Raw genomic sequence first — 23,756 nt, 5'->3', positions numbered from 1 at the left:
TGTTGCTCTCTTGGGGCTACTGTCTGCGGGCAATTACGACTTGGCGATGTCGAATTGGCTGATGTAGTTGATATGCACAGGGTGCTGAATCGCACGCGGACGCAGCGTTTGAACTTCGCTTACCGCCTCGCGCAATGGCACTGCGCATTCGATCAGCAGTTGCGCGGCAATCAATCCGGTACGGCCCGAGCCGCCCTTGCAGTGAATGGCAATAATCTTGCCTTCGGTGAGCAGTTGCTTGATCCGCTCACGATTGGCCTCCCAGGCAGCCTGAAACGGCTCAGCAGGTGCTTGATCGTCTTCCACGGGCAGATGAAACCACTCGATGCCGTGCTGTTGGCATAGCTCTGGCAGATTCTCGACTTCGTTCTGGCTCAACTCTTCGGTGGGCATCAGCGTCAGCAAGGCCGAAGCACCTGCAGCCTTCAGAGTGTCCAGCGCCTCAGCGACCGACGCGTCTTGGGTGCCTGGGCAAGGCGTGAAGATCAGTTGGCCTTGCACAGCTGTCGTGGTGAGCACGGAGTACGGATGTTGGTGCACGATCAGGCGTCCTTCAGACAGAGCGTTGATCAACGCGTTTGGAGAGTTCTTCCGCCGATTCCTTACGTTCGGAATAGCGGTCGACCAGATAGTCCTGCCGCTCACGCAGTAGCAAAGTGAATTTCACCAGCTCCTCCATCACATCCACGACACGGTCGTAGAATGCGGAGGCCTTCATGCGCCCGGCTTCATCGAACTCCAGGTAGGCCTTCGGCACCGAGGACTGGTTGGGAATGGCGAACATACGCATCCAGCGACCCAGCACACGCAGCTGGTTGACCACGTTGAAGGATTGCGAGCCACCACAGACCTGCATCACCGCCAGCGTCTTACCCTGGGTTGGGCGCACCGCGCCCATGGTCAATGGAATCCAGTCGATCTGCGCCTTGAACACCGCGCTCATCGAACCGTGGCGCTCGGGGGAGCACCAGACCTGACCTTCTGACCAGAGCACCAGTTCGCGTAGCGCTTGCACTTTGGGGTGGCTGTCCGGCACGTCATCCGGCAACGGCAGCTCAGAGGGGTTGAAGATGCGTGTTTCTGCGCCCAAGTGCTGCAACAAACGTGCAGCTTCCTCGGTCAGCAGGCGGCTGAACGAACGCTCACGGGTCGAGCCGTAGAGCAGTAGGATGCGCGGCTTGTGCGTGGCCGACAGCGTACTGCCGAGCTTATCGAGGGTCGGCAGATCGACCAATTCGGCATCGAGATTGGGAATATGTTCATCTGTCATACATTTACTCCTCAGCGAGGGCGCCCTTTGGGTGATCGAACCAGCGGCGCTTGAGCCAAAGGGCCACACTGACCAGCATGATCAAAACCGGCACTTCAACCAGTGGGCCGATCACCGTAGCGAACGCCACTGGCGAGGCCAGGCCAAATGTGGCGATGGCCACAGCGATGGCCAGTTCGAAGTTGTTGCTGGCGGCGGTAAAGGCCAGCGCCGTGGGTCGTGGATAGTCAGCGTGGAGCACCTTGCCCATCCAGAAGCTGATGAAAAACATCACCACGAAGTAGATCGTCAGGGGTATCGCGATGCGCAACACATCAAATGGCAATTGCAGCACCACGTCACCCTTGAGGCTGAACATGGCAACGATGGTCAGCAGCAGCGCGACCAGCGTCAGCGGGCTGATGCGCGGAATGAAGCGTTGGCTGTACCAGGTCTCGCCTTTGCGGCTGATGAGGATCTTGCGCGTCAGGAAACCAGCCAGGAATGGGATGCCCAGGTAGATCAGCACGGACTCGGCGATGCTGACAAAGTTGGTGTCAATCACGCTGCCTTGCAGGCCGAACAATGGCGGCAGCAGACCGAGAAAGATCCACGCATACACACTGAAGAACAAAATCTGGAAGATGCTGTTGAAGGCCACCAGCCCAGCGACGTATTGGTTGTTGCCACCTGCGATTTGATTCCACACCAGCACCATGGCGATGCAGCGCGCCAGGCCGATGAGGATCAGACCGGTCATGTACTCAGGCTTGTCGGCGAGAAATACGATGGCCAGTACGAACATCAGCACTGGGCCAATCACCCAGTTCTGGATCAGCGATAGCGCCAAGATGCGCTTATCCTTGAACACCTCCGGCAGCTCTTCGTACCTGACCTTGGCCAACGGCGGATACATCATCACGATCAGGCCGATGGCAATCGGGATATTGGTCGAACCCACCGAAAGGCTGTCAAGCCAGGCCGGCAGCCCCTCGTACAGACTGCCCAAGCTGACACCAATCGCCATGGCGAGAAAGATCCAGACCGTCAGATAGCGATCCAAAAAAGAAAGACGGCTTTTACTCATCGTCATGCTCCGGTGTCAGAGGGTGCCGATCAGGGCCAGTTCGGCCTTGAGTTGTTCGGCACTTAACTGCTTGAGCGGTAAAGCCAGGAAGGCTTCGATACGGGTTCTGATCTGTTCCAGGGTGGCTTCGAAAGCGGCCTCGATTTCTTCTAGAGTCCCTTGGTATTCCGAAGGGTCTGCCAAGCCCCAGTGGCCCTTGATGGCCGGCCCGAAAAGCACCGGGCAGGCTTCGCCGGCAGCCTTGTCACACACCGTGATGACGAAATCAGGCGCCAATTTCTCGTAGACATCGCTGGACTTGCTATAGAGCCCTGCGGGCGAGATTTCAGCCTTATCCAACGTTTTCAGACTCAGCGGATGCACTTCACCCTTCGGATGGCTGCCGGCGCTGTAGGCGTGCATATCCGTCGGAGCCAAATGATTGAACATGGCTTCACAAAGAATGCTGCGGCAGCTGTTGGCGGTGCACAGAAACAGAATCTTCATCAGGCTATCTCGTAAAGGCCGAGCGCTGCTCGGGCAGGCGTTAACTCAGCAGCAAGCGGCTAGGCGCTGAGGGCAATCACCCATTACGTCGAGGCGTTTGGCGTCGGGACTGAGCCAATGCTGGTTGGCGTCAAGCGTGGTTTTCAGTACGGCGATCACCCAATCCGGCAGACTGGGATGCAAGCGGTAATACACCCATTGACCTTGCCGACGATCCGCCAGCAAACCACAGTTGCGCAGTTGCGCCAGGTGGCGGGAAATCTTCGGCTGGCTCTCATCGAGTGCGCAGGTCAGTTCGCAAACACAAAGATCTTCCTCACGGGTGATGAGCAACATAAGGCGAATGCGGGTTTCGTCGGCCAGGCATTTGAATACGGTGGTCGGTGTCAGATGGTCAGCCATAGGGGTCTCAACGTTTGGTTTTCACCAGCACGAACATCTTGATGCGTTCATGGATCTCGTGAAGGGTGTGACGGAATGCATCGTGCTTGGTGCTGGTCACCGGATCCTCAAAGTTCCAGGCCAGCACCTCTCCGGCGCCTGGCAGGGCATGGCATTCCAGAGACGATTTATCGCACAGCGTGATGACGTAATCGAAACGCTCTCCCACAAACTCATCGATAGACTTGCTGTACAACCCTTCGGTACTTACACCTAGGTGCTGAAGCGATCCCAAGGTGCGGGGATCGATCTCGCTGGGCGCGGTACCTGCACTGAAGGCCACGAAATGTTCGGAATCAGTGTGGCGCAGCAGCGCGTCAGCCAGCTGCGAGCGGGCAGCATTAGCCACACAAACAAACAGCACGCGGGTCTTATCGATCATAGCCAAGTCTCAAATTAGATATGGTTTTTAGAATATACGTTTTTCCATATATCAGGTAAAGCAGCAAGGCCAGTTCCCCTGAAAATAGCCAATTTTAAGCACCAAACGCTCATGAACCTAAGGGATTGCGGCCAAATGCACGCCTCCAGCCGCTTAACATCTGTATATTCACATATCAGCATCTGGTATTTAAACTGTCATTGGGTGTCTTGAGGCTCTCCCGCACCTCAACCCCAAGCAGGAACCTTGCGATGAAAAACTGACCCTAACTGCTTTTTGCTAAAGGGGCTGTGCCAGCCTCCAAACAGGGCTTTACATGTGCATCAACATGCACATATATTCTCGACATGAACGTCACCCCTAACCGCTCTCAAGCCATTGAGTCTGCCATTGAGTCTCTCGACGGCACATTTTTCAAAGCCCTCTGCGAGCCGCCAAGAGTCGCGGTGCTGAAGCGCGTGATGCAATTAGGTCGAGCAGATGTGACCGCGATTGCAGCTGACCTACCCCAAGAGCGTTCTGTGGTATCTCGTCATCTTCAGGTGCTGCTGGACGCCGGGATCGTGCGCGCCACCAAGGTGGGACGTCAGATGTTCTATGAGGTGGACGGCCCCGCCATCGTCAAGCGACTGGAGGACATCCTCCATCACACCAAAAGCATTGCTTTATTGTGCTGCCCAGGCGGATCTCGCTGATTTTTTCTTATCTTAATATGTGTATAGGTGCGCACACATGAACACAACAGAACACCCATTTGATGTTGTCGTAATAGGCGCGGGGCAAGCAGGGCTCGCCTGTGGCTGGCATTTGAAACAGCAGGGGCTCGATTTTCTTATCTTGGATGAGCAGCAGCAACCTGGTGGTAACTGGCGTAACTACTACGACAGCCTCGAACTGTTCTCGCCGGCAGCGTACTCCTCACTACCGGGGCTGCCATTTCCTGGAGAACCGGGGCACTACCCCTCCCGCGATGAAGTAGTGCGCTACCTGGAGCAGTACGCCAGCTTTTTCCAGTTGCCGATTCTTCCGGGGATACAGGTCATAAAGGTGAATCAAGAAGCTGGGGGGTTTCAGATAGTGGCTACCAACGGGCAGCGCTTCTTCACCAGGGCGCTGATCGTGGCATCGGGGGCATTCAGTCGCCCCTATACACCTGAAGTTCCTGGGCTCGAAAGCTTCCAAGGTGTTTGCATTCACAGTGCCGAGTATCGGAATGTGGAAATGTTCAGCGGGCAACGCATCGTAGTGATTGGAGCGGCGAACTCGGCAGTGCAGATTGCTTACGAGCTAGCCAAGGTGGCCGAGGTCACGCTTGCCACGCGCGAGGCGATCCGATTCTTTCCGCAGAAGCTACTCGGCGCGGATTTCCACGCTTGGCTGAAATGGACAGGTCTGGAAAGAACCCGCTGGATCAATGATCAGAGCACGCCGGTATTGGATGACGGGACTTACAAAAAAGCGCTGAAGTCAGGCCTTTTCAACCAGCGGTCGATGTTCGGAAAAGTAACCCCAACCGGAGTTGTTTGGGCGGATGGTCACCACGAAGCAGTTGATTGCCTAGTCTTCGCCACTGGGTTCCGCCCAAATATTTCCTTTCTTGAAGACCTCGCGGTGACGGATGATCGAGGGCGATTGATGCAGCGCGATGGACGAGCACTGCACATCCTGGGCCTGTACTTTATGGGGTTACCAAAACAGCGCAATTTCGCTTCAGCAACCCTCAGAGGTGTAGGGCCTGACGCTGAAGTCATCCTCCCACATTTGCTACGCCATCTGCGTTCCACAGACACAGAACTGGTGATAGCAGCGCAGCGATGAACCACTAACGCAATGAAACACCATGCGACCCCTGCTCAGGTGCCTAATACACTTGCGGCTAATACTCAAAGCTTGACGAGTATCAGATCGTGTCATCCACACAGGGACTAGACTCAGGACGCGCTATCAATACTGATCGCTGGGCATAACGACTATCAGGTAAGCGCACTAATCAGTGTGCGGGTAATGCTCTGATTAGTAAAAAGGGTCAATGGCACTCGTGCGTACGAGTTCTGACTGTCGAATCGCTAGGGAAATACTCATGCAGTTTCTTGAGAACGCACCACGTTTTCTGTTTTTTACTGGCAAAGGCGGTGTTGGCAAAACGTCGATTGCCTGCGCTACAGCGCTGCAGCTGACGGCTCAAGGCAAACGCGTCCTGCTGGTGAGTACCGACCCGGCGTCCAACGTTGGACAAGTGTTTGGCATCAGCATTGGCAACAACATCACCCCTGTACCTGCTGTTGCTAATTTGTCAGCGCTCGAAATTGACCCCCAGGCCGCAGCTCAGGCCTACCGAGACCGTATTGTCGGGCCTGCGCGAGGCGTGTTGGACGCCGATGTGGTCAAAGGCATGGAAGAACAGTTGTCTGGAGCCTGTACAACAGAAATTGCATCCTTTGATGAGTTTACCGAGCTCCTGGTGGGCTCCAGGCACACTGATGGCTTTGACCACATCATCTTTGATACAGCCCCTACCGGTCACACCATTCGCCTGCTCCAACTACCGGGAGCCTGGAGTGGTTTCCTAGAGGCTGGCCAGGGTGATGCCTCGTGCTTGGGGCCATTGGCTGGTCTCGATAAACAGCGCGATCAATATCGTAAGGCCGTTGAAGCCCTGTCCGATCCCGCACGTACTCGGCTCGTACTGGTTGCTCGCGCCCAAACGGCCACACTGCGTGAAGCCGCACGCACCCACGAAGAGCTCGCAAGTATTGGCCTGAGCAAGCAATACCTGGTGGTCAACGGCGTGTTGCCCAGCACTGAGGCCGAGAAAGACTCTTTAGCCGCAGCAGTGTATGCACGGGAGCAGGCGGCCCTTACCGGGATGCCGGACGAGCTCAAGGCCCTGCCCTTTGATCAGCTTCCCCTGAAAGCCTTCAATCTAGTCGGCGTTGAAGCACTGAAACAGTTACTGAATGAAGATAGCCAAGCCGTTGATGAGATTGAATCTGCAACGGTCGAGATTCATGCGCCAAGCCTGAGTGATTTGGTCGATGAAATTGCCGCTGATGGTCATGGACTGATTATGGTCATGGGTAAAGGTGGAGTCGGCAAAACAACACTCGCGGCGGCGGTGGCAGTCGAGTTGGCACACAGAGGGTTACCGGTTCACCTCACTACGTCCGATCCAGCGGCTCATCTGGCAGAAACCCTGGATGGGGCGATGAATAACCTGACCCTCAGCCGCATAGATCCTCACGTTGAAACTCAACGCTATCGTGATCAGGTAATGGCCTCTAAAGGCGCAAAGCTAGACGAGCAGGGAAAAGTGCTTTTGGCAGAGGATCTTCGCTCGCCCTGCACTGAAGAAATCGCAGTCTTTCAGGCCTTCTCGCGCGTTATTCGGGAGGCGGGCAAGCAGTTTGTGGTTATGGATACAGCGCCGACCGGGCATACCCTTTTGTTGCTTGATGCCACGGGTGCCTATCACCGTGACATCGCTCGGCAAATGCAAGGCAGCAATACCCGCTTCAGTACGCCAATGATGCAGCTTCAAGACCCAAAGCAAACCAAGGTTTTACTGGTTACATTGGCCGAGACGACTCCGGTACTTGAAGCTGCCAATCTGGAAGCCGATCTACGCCGCGCAGGCATTGAACCTTGGGCGTGGGTGATCAACAACAGCATCGCGGCCTCCAGGACTCAATCACCGTTACTTCGCAAGCGAGCGCGAAATGAGCTCAAAGAAATTGAGCATGTGGCCAGTGAGCGCGCCCAACGCTATGCCGTGATTCCCTTGATGGCTGAGGAGCCTGTTGGGGTAGAACGCTTGCTCCGACTAAGTGGGAGACAGAGCTGCCCAATACCCTATTGAAACTCGCCTACGGAGTTCAACAAGGTGGGTGATACAGTTCAATAGCGGGGAAGGTTAATATCTCCAAAAAACTGGAGTCACAAGCACCAACACAGTCAGAATTTCCAGCCTCCCAAGGAGCATGCCAACGGTCAGTAGCCATTTGGCGGCATCAGGTAATGATGAGACATTACCTGCCGGCCCAATGATCGTGCCAAGCCCTGGCCCGACGTTACACACAGCAGTAGCGGCGCCACTCAAAGCAGTTGTCCAATCCAGCCCAATGAGAGCCAGGCCCAAGACAATTACTGCAATAGTGACGGTGAAGAAAAATGAGAAGGTCAAAAGCGAACGCAGGATCTCCTCGTCAATGGGATGACCGTTGTACTTCTTTTGAATCACGGCTCGTGGATGGATCAGTTGCTTCAAGCTACTCACGAGCAAGGCAGCAGCAACCTGAAAGCGGAAGATTTTAAGGCCTCCAGCCGTTGAGCCTGAGCATCCACCGACAAAGGTCAGATAGAAGAACAACAGAACAGCAAAACTGCCCCAAAGTGTGTAATCGCCAACCGCAACTCCGGTGGTCGTGACAACCGACGTTACATTGACTGCCACGATACGAAACGCATCCCACCCTCCGTAATCACTGTGAAAGCACAGCCAAGTACCCACCACGAAATTTGGCGGCCATATGAGAGCGTGGAGTTACCTTCTCCGACCAGTCCGATGACTCTGTCTGGAATAGACGCATGCCACCTACCCGTAACAACGGAAGGATCGCCACAGCCATGCCGATGAAACCGATGCCACCCAGCCAGTGAAGCATAGAGCGCCAGATCAACAATCCCGGTGAAGCGGTATCCAAACCAGTCAGGACAGTCGAGCCAGTGGTTGTGATTCCAGACATCGTTTCAAAGAAAGCGTCGGTGTAGCTGATGTGATGGATGAATACCATTGGCAATGCAGCGAAGGCGCACACCACTATTCAGCTGGCAGTCGTCAGCAGATACATGTCTCTCGGACGAAGCTGGGAGGTTTCTGGGCGCCCTCGCACGATCATCAAAAGACCACAGACGAAGGTGATCAGGCTCGACCAGAGAAAGGCCGACAGATCATCGCTGCGCTCGTAGACCACCAGCGTAATCATAGGAATAGCCATGCTTACGGCCAGCGTGATCAGAAAAATACCTAAGATGAAACCGATAAGCCGCATTGCCGCGAGGGACATAAAAAGTAGCCTGCCAAATTAGCGCCGCGCAGTATCGAATGTTCAACCTCAATACCCACGTCATTTTTGCGTAAATTTTCTACGAAAATAAGCCAACCAAGGATCCCACCTTACGTAGCAGAACCTAGCTCGCCCTTCATGCATTCAAATGCAGACTGTGCCTGTCTAGACATCGTAGCTCTAGCCAATAACTCTACACATATATAGATTATAAAGATCTTAAATGTGTGAGCTCCCATGATCCTCTCCGAAAATGAACTCGATATCCTGCAGTTGCGGGCTAACGCTGATGCCGCTGGCAAGCTAATCAAAGCACTAGCGAACCCTGATCGACTGCTCCTTCTCTGTCAATTGTCGAAGGGTGAGCTCAACGTGAGCGATCTAGAGGCGTTGTTGGGAATTCAGCAACCTACCCTATCTCAGCAGCTCGCGGTTTTGCGGCGGGAGGAGTTAGTGAAAACACGACGTGAGGGGAAGCAGGTCTATTACCGGATCAGCAGCTCTGCTGCGCTCGCTGTGATCCATGTCCTTTACCGTCACTTTTGTGCAGGAGATGCAAATGAGCATTGATTGGATCAACTTCACACCTTGGTCTTCGTTAAGCGGCGGGGCCCTCATAGGGCTGGCGGTTAGCTTGTTTGTTCTCGCCAATGGCCGTATTGCTGGAATCAGCGGCTTGCTTGGCAGTCTGATGCAATTTGACAGTGAAGGCTGGAGCGAAAAGACACTGTTTCTTCTTGGCCTTTTGCTTGCGCCCTTGTTATGGGGAGTGTTTGCCGTCTTGCCGGAAATCGAGATCCAGAGAGAGTGGCCTGCCTTGGTTATCGCGGGTCTGCTCGTCGGCGTAGGAACCCGTTACGGCTCCGGCTGTACGAGTGGTCACGGGGTTTGTGGTATTTCTCGATTGTCTCCACGCTCCATCGTGGCAACGGTGTGCTTTATGGCAGCAGGGTTCGCAACGGTGTATGTCACTCGTCATGTATTGGGGACTTAAAGATGGCTAAGCTGACTGCATTTTTTGCCGGATTGATCTTTGGGCTGGGTTTACTCCTGGCAGGTATGGCAAATCCAGCCAAGGTGTTGGCTTTTCTTGATTTGGCTGGAGCGTGGGATCCTTCTCTTGCTCTGGTCATGGGAGGGGCCATCGCAGTGGCGGTTATCCCCCTGAATTGGGCACGTAAGAAGAAGCGAAGCTGGCTTGGTGCCTGCATGCAGTTACCCGTCAAGCGGGAGCTAGACTCCCGCTTGATTGGTGGCAGCTTGGTGTTCGGTATTGGCTGGGGAGTTGCTGGAATCTGTCCTGGGCCGGCGGTAGCTATTCTGCTCACAGGGCACTGGCAAATCATCGTTTTCGTGTTGGCTATGTTGGCCGGTATGTATGTGTTCTCTGTGCTAGAAAGCCGACGCATGTGTTAATCAGAAAATAGTCATGGAAGCGAATGGCGGAAAACCCGACCGATTTCTGCACCATCTGACCAGAGCGAGTTCATATATTTTTCGGCCAAGGAGAATTTGATGTCCGACCTGAACGATCCACGAGTGTTCTTTGCCGCTGAGAGAACCTTGCTGGCATGGAACCGAACCAGTCTTTCGCTTATGGCATTTGGCTTTGTGATTGAACGATCCGGGCTACTGCTACAGATGCTAAAACCCGGTGTTTCGGGCAGCCCAGAAAAACACTTTTCCTTCTGGATCGGACTGGCTTTTCTAATGCTCGGCTCATGGGTTGCATACTGGTCATCCAGGCAATACAAACGCGTGGTTAAGGCTCTGAAACCAGTTGAAATCCCAGTGGGGTACAGCATCAATTCCGGCCCTGTAGTGAATGTGTTCACCGCAGTGCTGGGGGTCTTACTCATGGTCTATCTTGCCATGATATGAGCAAAGCTCAGCCTCAAAGCTGTCCAGGAAAAGGCGTGAGCAGGACACCTGCTATTGAGACACCGCCAGAATTGATTCGGCTTTCTGATTCACCAATTTTGGGGAATACCTCGCTGGCTGGCTCAAATCTACGCCATCGAGTTCTTGAGGAGTTAGCGGAGCTACTTGGTCAGCCAGAATCAAGGCAAACATCAGAACGGTAAAGCCTACTAATACGGGGAATGAGCCGCACCAGAAAACGATACGTCGGCGGCGGCGCTGGTATGCGTTCATTTGTGCTAGCCCCTTTCAGCTCTGGCGAGTTTGCCTCGCTCACTTATAGCTACTCGCTCAATGTAGTTTCTGTCGTCGATGATTACCAGCCCTCGAAAAAAAAGGGAGTGGAGCCAGCGTCAAATTGTGGAATCCCCTCCGCCCTGATTTAGGAAATGGCCGAATATTGACTCGGTTCATTCATGGGATTATTTCGCAACAAATCATTCGACCCCATTACCTGCTTTTCTCCTACCCATTTGCAGCGCCCGGAGAAGCCGGGAAAGAGCAGATCAGCAGGACATTCAGAGGGTCTCCATCATCACCGAGTGGGTTTGGAATAAATCCGTAGTTGGCCGGATAGGACATCTGTGTACTGAGAACGCGGTCAACGAATAACTGTCCGCTTGGTTTGCCCACCCCGTACTTGATGGGAGAGTGGTTTGCAGGGATCTCGATAACAGTAAAACAGTCATCGGTAATCGCGTTACCAACCGGGATATCCGCACAGCTCATATTCATAGCTCCACAGATTTAGGAAAGATTCACGCTAATTGGCCTTCTTACCGACGGTGCCCATCTCGATTGGGGTCTTTATGAAAAACACGGAGATTTCCTCGCCCTCCAATCGTTTGAACAATCTTTCTGACTCGTCCTCGGTGATGGCCATGCGAATCTCTGTAGGCTGATCTGCCAGCTCAAAAAAATGCGAAGAGTGCAACCGTCCGGTGTGCCCAAAGCCTTCAATACCTGTAGACAAGGTCGCACCACGCAACCCCATTTCTTTGGCCACATCGACGATCCAATCACCAAGCATCTTTCCCTGATAACGACGGTTCTGCTGAGTAAAGAAAATCACCAGAAAACCTTTCATGTTCATCTCCTCAGCGCGTGCCAATCATTTGGTAGAACAGAAGCCCGGCAGCGGTCATCACCAACGAGCCTAAGACGTGCAATGAAATTGAACCGAGCGCCCAGAGCAGTCTGCCCTCCTGAATCAGGGCAACTGTCTCGGCTGAAAACGTAGAAAAGGTGGTCAAACCACCACAGAAGCCCGTGATGATCAGCAAACGCCACTCAGGGCTTAGGGTGGGCGAAGCGGCCAAGAATGCGATGGCCACGCCAATGATGTAGCCCCCGATCATGTTCGCCACCACAGTGCCTGGGGGAATGGTCGGGAACAGCGCGTTAAGCTTCATGCCTAAGAGCCAACGCAGCCAGGCACCAAGCGATGCGCCGATAGCGATGACTAGAAGTGGTTTCAGCATGGTTGCATGTCTCCTCTGGGCTGGTATAGCCGAGGAGGTGCTGATAACCGCACGCCAATAGAGGGAGCTGATATGAGATTGGAAGTCACGATCCTGTCCTGAATTGGAGGACAGGGAGACACACCTACGCACCCTGTCCAGGGTTCACGTAGGCATCATCAGCACAAAGGCGGTTAAAGGAGGAATGCCATCTCCTGATTTAATCCTATAGCAACGCCCCTTGCACATTCAAGTCACTTCGAGCTCGAATTGCACCTTTTACACAAAGGGTGTTTAGCCGTGTCTGCGCAGGAACTTAGGGGTTGGCCATAATTTAATGGCATGCAGGGCAAGCCTGCCGAGTCAATGAAGCTCGGGGTGAGTCACCTGGTGTCCACCCAATTACTTTGTGAGCTCGAGTATTAAGTAGCAGCCCACTTTAAGAGAGATGGTGATAGCTCCGATTAATGCCACTGACGCTTTATTTCCTGCCACTGGATGTCTGACAGCCATTTATCTGCCATCGGAAAGAAAATGCTCTCCTCGGCATCCATATGATCGTAGTATTTCTTGATGAAGTCATCGATGGCGTCAGCGATCACTCTCGTCTCCTGAGTTGATTCCTCCAACATCTTGAGTTGTCCAGCAATGCGCTCAAATGCCAGATGATCTCGCTCTATATCCTTGACCCGTTGGTGGATCGGTGCTTCAGTCGCTAGCAAGGCCCGCCGAATAAGCTCTTCATTTGCATGGTGGTGTCGCTCTGCTTCACCATGCAAGGCTTCCAGCATCTTAAACAATAGCTTGCAGTCATCGGCACCAGCGGATTCATGCCTCACCCTCCCCAGCAATGCTTTGATCTGAGTAATCTTGCTAGCCACCTCATGATGATAGGCGTGCAGCTCATTCAACAAGACGTTCATATAAAACCCTCACTAACACACCGAACCATCACAATAAAATTTATTAAACTCCAACCTCCAAAAACAACCAAATATATAAATCCCAATAATTATAGCGCCTCCACCCGAAAGCACTCACCATCGCGCGTTTAACCTTTTTAGTATAGCTGAGCGCAAAACTCTCGCCCAAAAATATCTACCACCCTTGGATGAATTTGAAATATCAAGTAAATATTCATATGCGCTATTTGATCTACTTAAAGGACGCGCTGCGAAAAAAGCCAACCACCTCCTTGGCATACCGAGCACCTTCAATCAAGCACGCCACAAGGCAATGACTGAACCTCTGCTATGGACTGGGCATGCCACGCTGATTGATGAAGTAGCTGAAGCTGGTCAGAAGCCCGATGCCGTAGTGCTCTCGGTCGGTGGCGGTGGATTTGCGGTACAGCCATCTCCCTGGCCTCTGACCATTCTGCCCTTAGTCAATACAACAACGTCTTGATGGTGGTGTGCGGAGGAGCGACCGCAACCTTGGCGCAGACTCGCGAGTGGTTGGCCAAGCAATGAATCGAACTCTGGCTTTTTTCGGTATCTCGTGAGGAGTACCCATAGGGGCAGTGACCTTTGCTTCCTCTGTGTATCCATCGTGATGGGATGTCTAATCGGCTACCCCATTTCCACACAAGACAGCGCAGGCATCTCGACAAACTTGCTCATGGCGTGCCTCCGACATGTGCTGGTTCAGGCTCTGCCAACTCCTTCACGCGCGCGCAGCGCGCACCAACACCTGCTGATGCCAGACTGGGTGACAGGCCGCACTGCGCCTATAAACCACAGTACCTCTACATTTCAAAAATACTGTGGCCTATCCAAGCAAGGATCACCTAGCTACGGTTGCTCCTGCGAGAACGCTAGCGCGTCGAAGGACTATGACTCCAGCAACTGCAACACCCCAACTTTGACTTCATCGACCAAATGCGGCGTGCCAGGGAATGCCAGGTTGCCAATAAACAGGCTCATGGTGAAACCAATGCCGCACAGGAGCGCGACGCCGTAAAGCTGTAACCAGTTACTGCCCTCCGGCAACTTAGCCAGGCCCATGCGTATGGCCAGCGCAGCCAATAGAAAAATACCGACCTGTTTGCCCACCAGTAGACCCAGTGCTACACCCAGCGGAACCGGGTCGACCAGGTTTTCCATGGAAATGCCGGCCAACGACACTCCCGCATTGGCGAAGCCAAAAATCGGCACTACCGCAAAAGCTACCCAAGAATGCAGTTTCTCTTCCAGGAACAGCAGCGCAGATCTAGCTTCTTCTTCCCACTTACCCATGGGAATACACAGTGCCAGAGCCACGCCCGCCAGCGTGGCATGTACACCCGATTGCAGCACGAAGAACCACAACACGCCCCCGACCAAGAGATACGGGGACAGCCGTCTTACGCCGAGTCGATTCATCGCGATCAGAATGACCAGGGTCGCGAGCGATGCCAGCAACATCGGCATGGAAAGGCCAGACGTATAGAAAAAGGCGATGATCACCACAGCACCGAGGTCGTCAATGATCGCGAGGGCTGCGAGGAACACCTTCAGCGAAGTGGGGACTCGCTTACCCAGCAACGACAAGACACCCAAGGCGAATGCGATGTCGGTAGCCGCTGGGATGGCCCACCCGCCCATGTTCTCGGCATTACCCCAGTTGATTGCGATGTAGATGAGCGCAGGCACAACCATGCCACCCACGGCAGCAAATCCCGGTAACGCACGCTGACCCCATGTCGAAAGCCCACCAGCAAGCACTTCTCTTTTGATTTCTAGACCGACCATCAGGAAAAAGACCGCCATCAGTCCATCATTAACCCAGTGCTCAATCGACATGCCCAACCAGACCGTGTGCAAGGCTGCAAAATAACTTTGGGATAAGGGAGAATTAGCAACAATCAGAGCAGCCAGAGCTGCGGCTATCAGCACAAGACTTCCGAGGATAGGAAACGAGCCAAAATTGCGGCTGCTCTAGGGGTTTCGGCTGGAGCTTGATGCTTGGTCATCAACATCCTTAGGGGCAGTTAAAAGGCAATATATTAACATCTTCCCTACGCAAGCATGACTGCGCTAAATGCGCCTTGGCTTGCGCATCCGCCCGATGAAAATATCTTAGAGACTCGTTTAGAGTTAACGAGCCGGTAGGATCTTCGAGAGCTTAATGATGTCGTTGACTGTGTCGTCAGGTGTTTAGTCTGCGCACGCAAACCAAATCTGGGATTTCGCACTAAGAATTGCTTACGGAGATCGATCTGGAGATGATGCGCTGGGTCTAAATTTAACAACTTTTGGACGAGTCGGCTCTTAATTTGTCCAAGACAGGATTAGCCAACTATGGTCAAGGCAGTTGCATTCGATATCTACTGAACGTCAATCGAACTCATGGCGCGCTAGGCCCATTGACCCAACTGATTGGTGAGAAAGCTGGCGTCGTGGCGAAGACTTGGCGACAGAAACAATTGGAGTACAGCTTTCGCAGAGGGTTAATGCGTGATTATTGTGACTTTTCTGTCTGTACTCGCCAAGCATTGATCTTCGCCTGTCGTGAGCAGTTGATAGAACTTGATAGTGCTGATATCCAGTTGCTCATGGATACCTACTCAGAGCTTGACGCATACGCTGATGTAGGCGAAGCGCTGGAGAAAATGGTAAGCAGTGGTTTGCATTTGTACGCGTTTTCAAATGGTGGCAATCAGTTGAGCGGCTGCTACAGCACGCAAATGTACGCGCGTTCTTCACGGAAGTTGTAAGCGTAGAAGCCGTGCGCTCCTTCAAACCTGCGCCAGAGGTCTACGACCATCTAATCGACGTATGTGCCCTGCCCTGCGCAGAAGTTTGCTTGGTTTCAAGCAACCCCTTTGATGTTCTGGGGGCAATGACTCGGGCTTGAAGTACGCCTGGCTTAATCCTGACTCAGCGGCACAATTCGATCCTTGGGGAATTGAACCGCACATCGTCTTGGATGGCTTAGCAGGTGCCTGCCATAAACTACAAGGTTTGATTTGTAAATAGTCCCCCTATGCAGTCAGGACGTATCTAAAGGAGGCCTGATTAATGGCCGCCGATTTTTAAGGCATCCCCTGCCTTAGGATTTTGGCGAACACTAGCAATCCACTCTGGGATGACCGAATTTACGGGAATGCACGGGCCATGCAAGCCGGCAAAGTGATTATTTTCGCGTCTACTTAATGTGTCCACCATCGCCCTAAACGTTGGGATCAGAAAAGTGTGTTGTCCGGACGCTTACAGTTAGTCGCAGTGTACGAATACAGAAGCCAAGGTATGAAATACCTCGCCGCAACGCACACGACACGCTGAACAATCGTCCTATCTCAAGGATCGCCAACGTTGATTTGAGTCGTATTGTTAACCTTTTCGAACTTGTCCAATACAGTAGCAGGTTGGACTTGCGATGCCCCACCTGTTTTTTTACAACTACTCCTACAAGAACGAAATGAGTCGGCACAGGCATGAAAACATGCTGGCTTCGCCGAATCATCCAATTTGCCGCACTGCTGCTCGTGGCACTGCTTCCTTAGATCAAAACAATAAGTACAAGGTGTCGCAAGTGCAGAAGTGGCAGAGAGCGTCAAGAGCAGCAGACTTACCCTGAGCGCCAACATAGAAACCTCCGTATAATTACGCACCGAAACACCAGGACCAGTTCAATCCAAGCAATTTAAGCAGATCGCATCAGAACCTATATATCATTTTGACATCAAGGCAATTACCAATTGCAATTTGCTTTTCTTCAGGCGCTTATAATGTTAGTTCGCGATTAAAACAACCAGGCCTAAATGATTATTTTTATATACGTTTATTATGCACTCAGCGGGAGATATCCACCACACACTCTTCGGCGTTACCTGGCGCCATGAACATCGGCCAAGAGCAATAGTAGATAGATCTAGAAGCCTTCCAAAAAATTACATAATATTCAGTTAGTTAGCTTCTATAATCAGTTTTGATCGCTGACGTTGAACTACCGCTATCGCCGATGAGGGCCCAGGCGGCGACGATAGCCAGCATCCGAGCGCAACTCCTCTAACCCTCTCGGGACAGCACGATGCGACCTTGAATATTAAGGACACAATAAATATATAGCGATTGGAAATCAGGCCAATTAAAAAATATTATAAAAATATTACATTTAAATGCTTTACTTGCTGAATACTAAATCCGCTTTTGTAAACTTAACAAGAATACACCAGTTGGTAACCCTTCAGGTGCGGAGGGATAGTTGATCTGAGTGAAAATAATCGGCAACGAGCGATCTGCCTTGCGTGAGGGTGTAAACCATGATGCTGCTAAGGGTTTATTTATTCCTACTCTTGGGTGCGCCATTATTTGCTTTTGCGGAATGCCAATCATGTTCTGTGGGTTTGAACAAATGCAAGAGCAGCTGTTCAACCTCACCATCATTGAACACTTATGACAGACTGAAGTGCCAGGACATGTGCCAGGCATCATTTCATTCGTGTTTCAGCAATTGCTCAGGGTCGGTAATTTCCCAACCCCAACCCCAATCCCAGCCTCAACCTCAACCTCAACCTCAACCTCAACCAAAGTCGGCACTCGATAAACTGGATAAGTTTAACGATGCTGTTCAGTCGCTTTTTGGAAAATAAAATTTTAATATTTAAGGCTTATTTTTTAAGTTGTAATCTGCGTCGGCGGGCAGTTCGGCCTTTTAACGATCTGCCATCTTCCGGTCATGACCTCGGTATAAATGTTTTAAAGGAGGAACGCCATGCAAGCTCGATCAATGTTCATTGCACTCTTGTTAGGCTGGACTTTTGTGGCAACCGCTCAAGATTGCAACGCCTTATGCAGTGACGCCGCTACAAAATGCTTACTCAGCTGCCCGAGGGTACCGGCAGGCATTCCTGACATTAAAAACCAAAAATGTCGTGAATGCACCAACCAAAAATTCAAATCTTGCACAGACCAATGTAAAACTGAAAATCAATCGAAGTACAATGTTGATACGTCGAGCAAAAAACCTTAGTCTAAATATTGGTGAGATCCTCATACAAACTGTGCACCCAGTCATCGATCGCGCATCAACGCCGTGCACGCGAAAGAAAGCAGTCACGTCGTACGATCAATACCGGCGTTGTGCCTCGTCATTACGCGCAAAAAGGATCTCATCGTGGCTCACAACGAGGGACAGAGTGATCAAGCTGCAATGGCCGCCTCTGACCTGCTCAAGCTGCTTTTTCGTGCCTATCGCGGCGGCCTTGGCGTACGGTTGTGGAACGGTACAAGCATGCGACTCGGTAAAGCCGCGGAACAAGCGCTTCCCCCATTCATCCTGATATTTCGTAGCCCACAGGCAGTACTGAACCTGGCAATTGGGCGTGCCCCACTGCGCTGGATTGATGCCTATCTTTGTGAAGACATCGATATCGACGGCGATCTGTTCAGCGCCTTGGCACTGAAAGACCAGCTGGGGAACGTGAGCATTCGCGGTCTCGATCGACTTGAAGCGATTACCGCGGCGCTGCGCTTAAAACTGGCGATCCTTCGCAGTAAGCCGGCTGGTCACCATCACCCGAGGCTCCATTCACGTCGAGTTAACATACGGTCCCGAACCGAAAATCTGGAGACCATCGCCTTTCACAACACTTTGCCGAGCGCTTTCTACCGGTTGTGGCTGGATGAGTCGATGGTCTATTCCTGCGCATACTTCAAGCGCATCGACGACGAACTGGAAAAAGCGCAGCAGCAAAAGCTGCACCTGATCTGCCGTAAACTGATGCTCAAGCGCGGCGATCATCTGCTTGATATCGGTTGTGGTTGGGGAGCACTGATCATTTATGCCGCACGTAATTTTGGTGTACGCGCCCATGGCATAACCACCAACCAGCAACAGATGGACATTACACGAGAAAAAATCTGCGAAGCGGGCCTGCAGGATCTAGTCACCGTCGAGGTCGCTGACTACCACACTCACCCGGGCGAAGAGATTTACGACAAGGTAACCAGCCTCGGCATGTTTGAGCACGTCGGCTTGGAGAATCTGCCACTGTATTTCACGGCCGTGTATCGACTCTTGAAACCCGGCGGTCTTTTCCTCAATCAGGGGATTACTCACGATGTGCATGGGTGGAAAGAAAACCTGTCCACCCTGTTCATCGATCACTACATTTTCCCCGAAGGCCAACTCGATACCGTCAGCCATATCCAGCAGGCGATGGAGCATTGCCTATTCGAAATCGCCGACGTCGAAGCGCTACGCCACCATTACGCACTGACGCTCAAGCGTTGGGTTGAGCGGCTCGAGGCGAACAAGGATCAGGTGTTGGGATTAGTCAGCAAGGTCACCTACCGCACATGGCGTCTGTATATGACTGCGTGCGCACTCGAGTTCGAAGCCGGTGACCTGGGGGCCTACCAGATAATGTCGAGTAAACGTGCAGGTAGCTTTTTAGCCCTTCCCTTGACGCGCAATCATCTAATGGCGAAGGAAAAAAAAGGCTGCAGGAGCAGCCTCAAGGATGGGGGGGCAGAGATGACTTAGCGTCACTCATGTTTTCTTATAGGGCGTAGCTTTATCGGCCAACCAACAAGATCAATCGACTACATGGAACCTCGGTAGCATCCATTTCCAACGAATGGCGGCAATACGGCTGACAAAAACGAACGCAATGGCGATTGCAGACGCTACTTCAAGTGAAATCTGCAAATCCAGCAGCGTGATGTAGGCGACGGCGCCCAAAATACTGATGGATGCATAAACCTCACGTCTAAACACCAACGGTATTTCGTTACACAACACATCACGCATCACACCCCCAGCGACTGCGGTAGCTACACCCATGATCACTGCGATGCTGGGAGGGAGGTTTTGCTGAAGAGCCATATCTGTTCCTGTGACCGTAAATACAGCCAATCCAAATGCATCGGCTACCAACAACACCCTCTCGTTGAAGGTTTTCAAAGTCCTTGCCCAAATCATGGTTCCTAGCGAAGCACCAACCCCTACCAAAAAGCCATTCTCATTGGAAACCCACTCGATCGGATAATGAGCCATCAGTACGTCACGCAAGGCACCGCCGCCTAAAGCGGTGACTAAACTGATGGTGATTACGCCGAACCAGTCCAACGATTTTCGCCCTGCCATCAGGGTGCCGGCCACTGCGAAGGCTGCGACGCCTAATAACTCACAGTAATAGATCACCCAACCAGCGTGGTAAGCCTTCATCTACGGAACCAGCCTGTACTGCAAATGGGAAAGGCCCTTGAAATGAGGCGCCTTCAAGAGCACACATTAGGATCTAATTACATTATCATAGCATTATAATAAAAGTACAACTGAAGCGTGCGATGAAGACAAAGCCAAAAAACACAGCGGCGTATCGTCATGAGGATTTCCTCTTGAAAAACCGCCGTTGAACCAAGCGTGCGGGTCGAAACGGTCGGCGATCTAGCAATGGCGTATAGCCCAGGGGTGGCGCAGCCTTGCTTGGCAATAGCGAAAAATCCGGATGAGGCTTACCGCTTTGCGGGTAAGGGCAATCTCGTCGCAATCATTTCCGACGGCTCGTCAATTCTGCATCTGGGCAACCTGGGGTCTCTTGCCCGCAAGCCGGTGATGGAGCGAAAAGCGCTCTTGTTTAGACGCCTGGCCAAGATCAACGCGGTAGATGTCCAGGTCAACACCAGCGAATCGGCAGCATTCGTTGATACGGTCGTTCGCATTGCCGACACCTTCGGCGGCGTACATCTGGATGGCATGGCTGAGTCTCAGAGCCTGGAGATCGAACAAGCGCTGATCGCTCGATGCGACATCCCGGTGGAATGGCAATCGTTGTGGCGGCCAGCCTGCTGACGGCATTAAAAGTTCAGGGCAAAAAACTTAAAGACGTCAGAATCGTCTGCGGCCTGCACGGGCGTGCGGCGGTCGAGTGTGTGCTACTGAACTTGGGAGCCCACAAATCCCGTATTGTCGTAACAACCGGCTGTGTCCGCACGATCGCGCCGCTGGGGCTTATTGTTCAGAATGGACTCACACAGCACTCGCCCGCGGCAATGAAGGGATCTGACGTTTTTATTGGTGTTGCAGATCCAGACTGGTTAACACCGGAAGCAATTCTGTCGATGGCAAGCAACCCCATCGTGTTTGCCTACGCGGGCCCCTATCAAGCGATTTTGCCTTGGCAGGCTCGTACAATTTGGAAGGATTTGATTCTCGCCACCGACAGCTTCGAACATCCAAATGAATTAGCCAGCTGCCTGGCTTCGCCCTTCGTCTTCCGAGGAGCCCTGGAAGTCAGAGCGCAACGTATAAATGAAGCCATGAAAATTGTGGCGATCCGTGCTTTGCACATGCTCGCTTTGCAACCGGTGCCGTTAGACGTACTGCGAACCCACAACGTCGACAGACTGATGCTGGGAAAGCATTACATTTTATTCCCAGGATGGGTGCTTGCATTCGGTGGTTGCCGGCACAGTGGCCAGGGCGGCTATTGATTCGGGAGAGGCCAGAATCAGTTCCCCTGCCCATTACCCGTCTATCAATCCCTTCGTTTACCCGTTTCTGGAAGACGTACCGTCGCCACTTTTTGATCACGGTCAATCTAGCTAACTGTAACGAACCTAACCGGTGACAAATAAACCTCCGCCTATTATAATTTGATTATCATTGACCGTTTTAGGGTGCCGGCAATTCCATGGAAAATAAGACTGCACGATTAACTGTGCTCATCGATCCCGTCAAGAAAAAAGCGCTTGAGGAGCTTTGTGCGTCTCAGGATCTGACGCCTTCTCAGGTCGTTCGTCAGCTTATTCGGGACTACCTGGAGACGCATGGTGCTTCCTATTCTACCAAAAGCAAAATGGCGGCCAATGGTAAGTGATTCATCTGCGCATGAGCGGGCACGACGAATGCCTGCTCATCGCGCCTTCTAGCTTACTGCACCCCATCTCTAGCATGGGTCTTGTCGATCTCGACATAACTGCCCAGTGCACCTCTGAAGTCGGCATGATAATGCTCTGAGCCGAGTGCCTGAAGAATCCCTGCCCTGTCGAGCTTGCCAAGGACTTTCTCGTTGGCTTCACACAACTTCACGACGATGCTGCGCTTGCGCAGCTGCTCAATGACTTCGAGAAGAGTTTGTAAGCCCGTGATATCCATGAACGGCACGCGCTTTAGTCGAATAATCAAAGTCCCAGGATCAGTGTGTGTCTGAGCCAAAACGCGCTCAAAGGTTTCTGCTGCGCCAAAGAAGAGAGGCCCCTCAATGGTATAAACCAAAGTACCGGGTGGAAGATGTACATGTCCATTCATACGCAACTCTACCTCCAGCTCTTTCTCGACCATTAGCTGTACCTCCACAGAAGACGCCATCCGACGCATAAATTGCAGCATGGCGAGAATGACCCCAATGTTCACCGCAATCGCCAGGTCGCTGAAAACGGTCAGGCTGAAGGTGATTAACAGGATGGCAACGTCCGCTTTGGGTGCTCGTTTGACCATACGCTGGAAGTGCTTCAGCTCGCTCATGTTGTAAGCGACCACGAATAAGATCGCGGCCAACGCGCACAGCGGGATATCCGAAGCCAAGGGCGCCAAGAAAAAGATCAGTAAAATCAAAGTGAGGGCGTGTGCCAAACCCGCGATTGGGCTGTTGCCACCATTGCGGATGTTGGTTGCTGTTCGAGCGATCGCGCCTGTCGCAGCAAAGCCACCAAACAGAGGCGTGACCAGGTTAGCAATGCCTTGTCCGATTAACTCCTGATTAGAGTCATGTTTGGTACCGGCCATCCCGTCGGCAACAACAGCAGAGAGCAGCGACTCGATCGCCCCCAGCATCGCGATCGCAAACGCAGGGCCAATCAACTCAATGACCTGCGGCAGCGTTATTTCAGGAAGGCCTATTTGGGGAAGCCCTTGAGGAATGCCCCCAAATGCACTCCCGATCGTGGCCACGCCGTCGAATTGAAAATAGGAATGCAATGCCGTCACAACGACCATGGCGATCAGGGGGCCAGGAACACGCCTTACACCGGGCAGCTTAGGCGCGATGATCACCAACACCAGGCTCAACAGGGCTAACAGTGTCGTGGGCACATGAAGGCTGGGTAGTGCCTGGATGAGGTGCCACAGCCGCTCGTGGAAATGGTCACCACTGATTTTCGGCAAGCCCAAAAAGTCTTTCCATTGCCCGACCCAAATGATCACCCCGATGCCGGCGGTGAATCCCACAATCACGGGGTCAGGGATGAACTTGATGAGTGCGCCGAGCTTGGTGATACCGAGCAGTAATAAAATTGCCCCGGCCATCATTGTCGCGATCTGCAAGCCATCAACGCCGTACTTGGCCGTCACGCTGGCCAGAATGACGATGAACGCCCCTGTGGGGCCAGCAATCTGAAGCCGGCTTCCGCCGAACAGCGAAACCAGCAAACCACCCACAATGGCCGTGTAGATCCCCTGTTCCGGCTTGACGCCAGAGGCGATGGCAAATGCCATGGCCAAGGGTAGCGCCACGACGCCGACGATGACCCCTGAGACGATATTTCGAAGCCAGTGCTCGCGCCCTAACAAGCCCGCTTTCCACGCTTCTCGTATCGCAATCATGACTAGCCTCGCCCTGGTAGCATGTGCATACTATTCACACCTAGTGATAATAGCAAAGCAATTGGCCTAGCTGCGGTACGACACCTGCGACGCTATAGATTCGGTGCTCAGAGAGCTAAACCATATGCCCGGAGAC

24 protein-coding genes, 4 pseudogenes and 1 riboswitch are annotated in these 23,756 nt (G+C 52.7%); of the genes and pseudogenes, 14 read left to right on the top strand and 14 right to left on the bottom strand.

The window, feature by feature from the left end; genetic code table 11:
* Positions 1 to 33: 33 nt before the first annotated feature.
* From F8N85_RS05115 to F8N85_RS05090, 6 genes are read right to left on the bottom strand one after another with little or no spacing between them, the layout of a single operon-like run.
* A complete protein-coding gene (locus F8N85_RS05115) occupies positions 34 to 540 on the bottom strand; it encodes a cyclin-dependent kinase inhibitor 3 family protein (protein ID WP_150802580.1) in 507 nt (168 codons plus the stop codon).
* A 13-nt stretch (positions 541 to 553) separates the two neighbouring features.
* Positions 554 to 1,270: an arsenical resistance protein ArsH gene (gene arsH / locus F8N85_RS05110; protein ID WP_150802579.1), complete on the bottom strand. Its 717-nt coding sequence runs from the start codon at positions 1,268 to 1,270 to the stop codon at positions 554 to 556.
* Positions 1,271 to 1,274: 4 nt separating this feature from the next.
* Positions 1,275 to 2,336: an ACR3 family arsenite efflux transporter gene (arsB, locus tag F8N85_RS05105; RefSeq protein ID WP_150802578.1), complete on the bottom strand. Its 1,062-nt coding sequence runs from the start codon at positions 2,334 to 2,336 to the stop codon at positions 1,275 to 1,277.
* Positions 2,337 to 2,351: 15 nt separating this feature from the next.
* A complete protein-coding gene (locus tag F8N85_RS05100) occupies positions 2,352 to 2,822 on the bottom strand; it encodes an arsenate reductase ArsC (RefSeq protein ID WP_150802577.1) in 471 nt (156 codons plus the stop codon).
* A gap of 45 nt (positions 2,823 to 2,867) precedes the next feature.
* Positions 2,868 to 3,224 (bottom strand): metalloregulator ArsR/SmtB family transcription factor, encoded by a 357-nt coding sequence (locus tag F8N85_RS05095; protein ID WP_150802576.1) that lies wholly within the window; start codon positions 3,222 to 3,224, stop codon positions 2,868 to 2,870.
* Between the two features lie 7 nt (positions 3,225 to 3,231).
* The gene (locus F8N85_RS05090) at positions 3,232 to 3,645 is read right to left on the bottom strand and encodes an arsenate reductase ArsC (protein ID WP_150802575.1); all 414 of its coding nucleotides are present in this window, start codon (positions 3,643 to 3,645) and stop codon (positions 3,232 to 3,234) included.
* A gap of 347 nt (positions 3,646 to 3,992) precedes the next feature.
* Between F8N85_RS05090 and F8N85_RS05085 the strand changes: the two genes are divergently transcribed.
* From F8N85_RS05085 to arsA, 3 genes are all read left to right on the top strand, one after another.
* Entirely contained in the window at positions 3,993 to 4,340 is a 348-nt protein-coding gene (locus F8N85_RS05085; protein ID WP_150802574.1) for an ArsR/SmtB family transcription factor, read from the top strand.
* Between the two features lie 37 nt (positions 4,341 to 4,377).
* Positions 4,378 to 5,463: a flavin-containing monooxygenase gene (locus tag F8N85_RS05080; protein WP_150802573.1), complete on the top strand. Its 1,086-nt coding sequence runs from the start codon at positions 4,378 to 4,380 to the stop codon at positions 5,461 to 5,463.
* A gap of 262 nt (positions 5,464 to 5,725) precedes the next feature.
* Positions 5,726 to 7,501 carry an arsenical pump-driving ATPase gene (arsA, locus tag F8N85_RS05075; RefSeq protein ID WP_150802572.1) on the top strand — a complete coding sequence of 592 codons (1,776 nt, stop codon included), beginning with the start codon at positions 5,726 to 5,728 and terminating at the stop codon, positions 7,499 to 7,501.
* A gap of 54 nt (positions 7,502 to 7,555) precedes the next feature.
* On the opposite strand, the pseudogene F8N85_RS05070 reads toward arsA, so the two are convergent.
* Positions 7,556 to 8,708: pseudogene (locus F8N85_RS05070) on the bottom strand (TrkH family potassium uptake protein).
* A gap of 237 nt (positions 8,709 to 8,945) precedes the next feature.
* Here F8N85_RS05070 and F8N85_RS05065 point away from each other — a divergent pair.
* From F8N85_RS05065 to F8N85_RS05050, 4 genes are all read left to right on the top strand, one after another.
* Positions 8,946 to 9,278, top strand: a complete 333-nt coding sequence (locus F8N85_RS05065; RefSeq protein ID WP_150802571.1) for an ArsR/SmtB family transcription factor — start codon at positions 8,946 to 8,948, stop codon at positions 9,276 to 9,278.
* Positions 9,268 to 9,702, top strand: coding sequence for a YeeE/YedE family protein (locus F8N85_RS05060; RefSeq protein WP_150802570.1), 435 nt, complete (start codon positions 9,268 to 9,270; stop codon positions 9,700 to 9,702). The genes F8N85_RS05065 and F8N85_RS05060 overlap by 11 nt, the downstream gene beginning before the upstream one ends.
* Before the next feature lie 2 nt (positions 9,703 to 9,704).
* Complete coding sequence (locus F8N85_RS05055) at positions 9,705 to 10,124, top strand: DUF6691 family protein (protein ID WP_150802569.1); 420 nt, start codon at positions 9,705 to 9,707, stop codon at positions 10,122 to 10,124.
* 99 nt (positions 10,125 to 10,223) lie between these two features.
* Positions 10,224 to 10,589 (top strand): YidH family protein, encoded by a 366-nt coding sequence (locus tag F8N85_RS05050; protein ID WP_150802568.1) that lies wholly within the window; start codon positions 10,224 to 10,226, stop codon positions 10,587 to 10,589.
* A 519-nt stretch (positions 10,590 to 11,108) separates the two neighbouring features.
* On the opposite strand, the pseudogene F8N85_RS05040 reads toward F8N85_RS05050, so the two are convergent.
* The 4 genes and pseudogenes from F8N85_RS05040 to F8N85_RS05025 all read right to left on the bottom strand — a co-directional run.
* Positions 11,109 to 11,357, bottom strand: a pseudogene (locus tag F8N85_RS05040) (inorganic diphosphatase); the annotation flags it as partial.
* A gap of 34 nt (positions 11,358 to 11,391) precedes the next feature.
* Positions 11,392 to 11,715, bottom strand: coding sequence for a DUF190 domain-containing protein (locus F8N85_RS05035; RefSeq protein WP_150802565.1), 324 nt, complete (start codon positions 11,713 to 11,715; stop codon positions 11,392 to 11,394).
* Between the two features lie 10 nt (positions 11,716 to 11,725).
* Complete coding sequence (gene crcB / locus F8N85_RS05030) at positions 11,726 to 12,109, bottom strand: fluoride efflux transporter CrcB (protein ID WP_150802564.1); 384 nt, start codon at positions 12,107 to 12,109, stop codon at positions 11,726 to 11,728.
* 142 nt (positions 12,110 to 12,251) lie between these two features.
* A riboswitch (Fluoride riboswitch) is annotated at positions 12,252 to 12,313 on the bottom strand.
* Between the two features lie 239 nt (positions 12,314 to 12,552).
* Positions 12,553 to 13,011, bottom strand: a complete 459-nt coding sequence (locus F8N85_RS05025; protein WP_150802563.1) for a hemerythrin domain-containing protein — start codon at positions 13,009 to 13,011, stop codon at positions 12,553 to 12,555.
* A gap of 319 nt (positions 13,012 to 13,330) precedes the next feature.
* Between F8N85_RS05025 and F8N85_RS35700 the strand changes: the two are divergent.
* Positions 13,331 to 13,429, top strand: a pseudogene (locus F8N85_RS35700) (serine dehydratase); the annotation flags it as partial.
* Positions 13,430 to 13,873: 444 nt separating this feature from the next.
* Here the strand turns inward: F8N85_RS35700 and nhaA are convergent.
* A pseudogene (gene nhaA, locus F8N85_RS05015) lies at positions 13,874 to 15,041 on the bottom strand (Na+/H+ antiporter NhaA).
* Positions 15,042 to 15,434: 393 nt separating this feature from the next.
* On the opposite strand from nhaA, the gene F8N85_RS34835 reads away from it, so the two are divergent.
* The 3 genes from F8N85_RS34835 (at position 15,435) to F8N85_RS05005 (ending at position 19,558) form a co-directional block, all read left to right on the top strand.
* The gene (locus F8N85_RS34835; protein ID WP_224795636.1) at positions 15,435 to 15,785 is read left to right on the top strand and encodes a hypothetical protein; all 351 of its coding nucleotides are present in this window, start codon (positions 15,435 to 15,437) and stop codon (positions 15,783 to 15,785) included.
* Positions 15,740 to 15,925 carry a hypothetical protein gene (locus F8N85_RS35695; protein ID WP_224795645.1) on the top strand — a complete coding sequence of 62 codons (186 nt, stop codon included), beginning with the start codon at positions 15,740 to 15,742 and terminating at the stop codon, positions 15,923 to 15,925. The genes F8N85_RS34835 and F8N85_RS35695 overlap by 46 nt, the downstream gene beginning before the upstream one ends.
* Positions 15,926 to 18,187: 2,262 nt before the next feature.
* On the top strand, positions 18,188 to 19,558 hold the full coding sequence (locus tag F8N85_RS05005; RefSeq protein WP_224795635.1) for a class I SAM-dependent methyltransferase: 1,371 nt from the start codon (positions 18,188 to 18,190) through the stop codon (positions 19,556 to 19,558).
* 51 nt (positions 19,559 to 19,609) lie between these two features.
* On the opposite strand, the gene F8N85_RS05000 is transcribed toward F8N85_RS05005, so the two are convergent.
* Positions 19,610 to 20,242 (bottom strand): trimeric intracellular cation channel family protein, encoded by a 633-nt coding sequence (locus tag F8N85_RS05000; RefSeq protein WP_150802562.1) that lies wholly within the window; start codon positions 20,240 to 20,242, stop codon positions 19,610 to 19,612.
* A gap of 198 nt (positions 20,243 to 20,440) precedes the next feature.
* Here F8N85_RS05000 and F8N85_RS04995 point away from each other — a divergent pair, with 198 nt between their 5' ends.
* The 3 genes from F8N85_RS04995 to F8N85_RS04985 all read left to right on the top strand — a co-directional run bounded on the left by F8N85_RS04995 (position 20,441) and on the right by F8N85_RS04985 (position 21,896).
* Complete coding sequence (locus tag F8N85_RS04995) at positions 20,441 to 20,869, top strand: hypothetical protein (protein WP_150802561.1); 429 nt, start codon at positions 20,441 to 20,443, stop codon at positions 20,867 to 20,869.
* On the top strand, positions 20,851 to 21,510 hold the full coding sequence (locus tag F8N85_RS04990; RefSeq protein ID WP_150802560.1) for a hypothetical protein: 660 nt from the start codon (positions 20,851 to 20,853) through the stop codon (positions 21,508 to 21,510). Before F8N85_RS04995 ends, F8N85_RS04990 begins: the two co-directional genes overlap by 19 nt.
* Positions 21,511 to 21,710: 200 nt before the next feature.
* Positions 21,711 to 21,896: a ribbon-helix-helix protein, CopG family gene (locus tag F8N85_RS04985; RefSeq protein ID WP_150802559.1), complete on the top strand. Its 186-nt coding sequence runs from the start codon at positions 21,711 to 21,713 to the stop codon at positions 21,894 to 21,896.
* Positions 21,897 to 21,949: 53 nt separating this feature from the next.
* Here F8N85_RS04985 and F8N85_RS04980 read toward each other — a convergent pair whose 3' ends face one another.
* A complete protein-coding gene (locus F8N85_RS04980; protein ID WP_150802558.1) occupies positions 21,950 to 23,620 on the bottom strand; it encodes a SulP family inorganic anion transporter in 1,671 nt (556 codons plus the stop codon).
* Between the last annotated feature and the right edge of the window lie 136 nt (positions 23,621 to 23,756).

The sequence above is a fragment of the Pseudomonas fluorescens genome, from assembly GCF_902497875.1.
In the GTDB taxonomy this organism is placed as follows: domain Bacteria; phylum Pseudomonadota; class Gammaproteobacteria; order Pseudomonadales; family Pseudomonadaceae; genus Aquipseudomonas; species Aquipseudomonas fluorescens_BR.
Note: the sequence above shows the minus strand (reverse complement) of the source record. Positions and strands in the feature narration are given on the sequence as shown.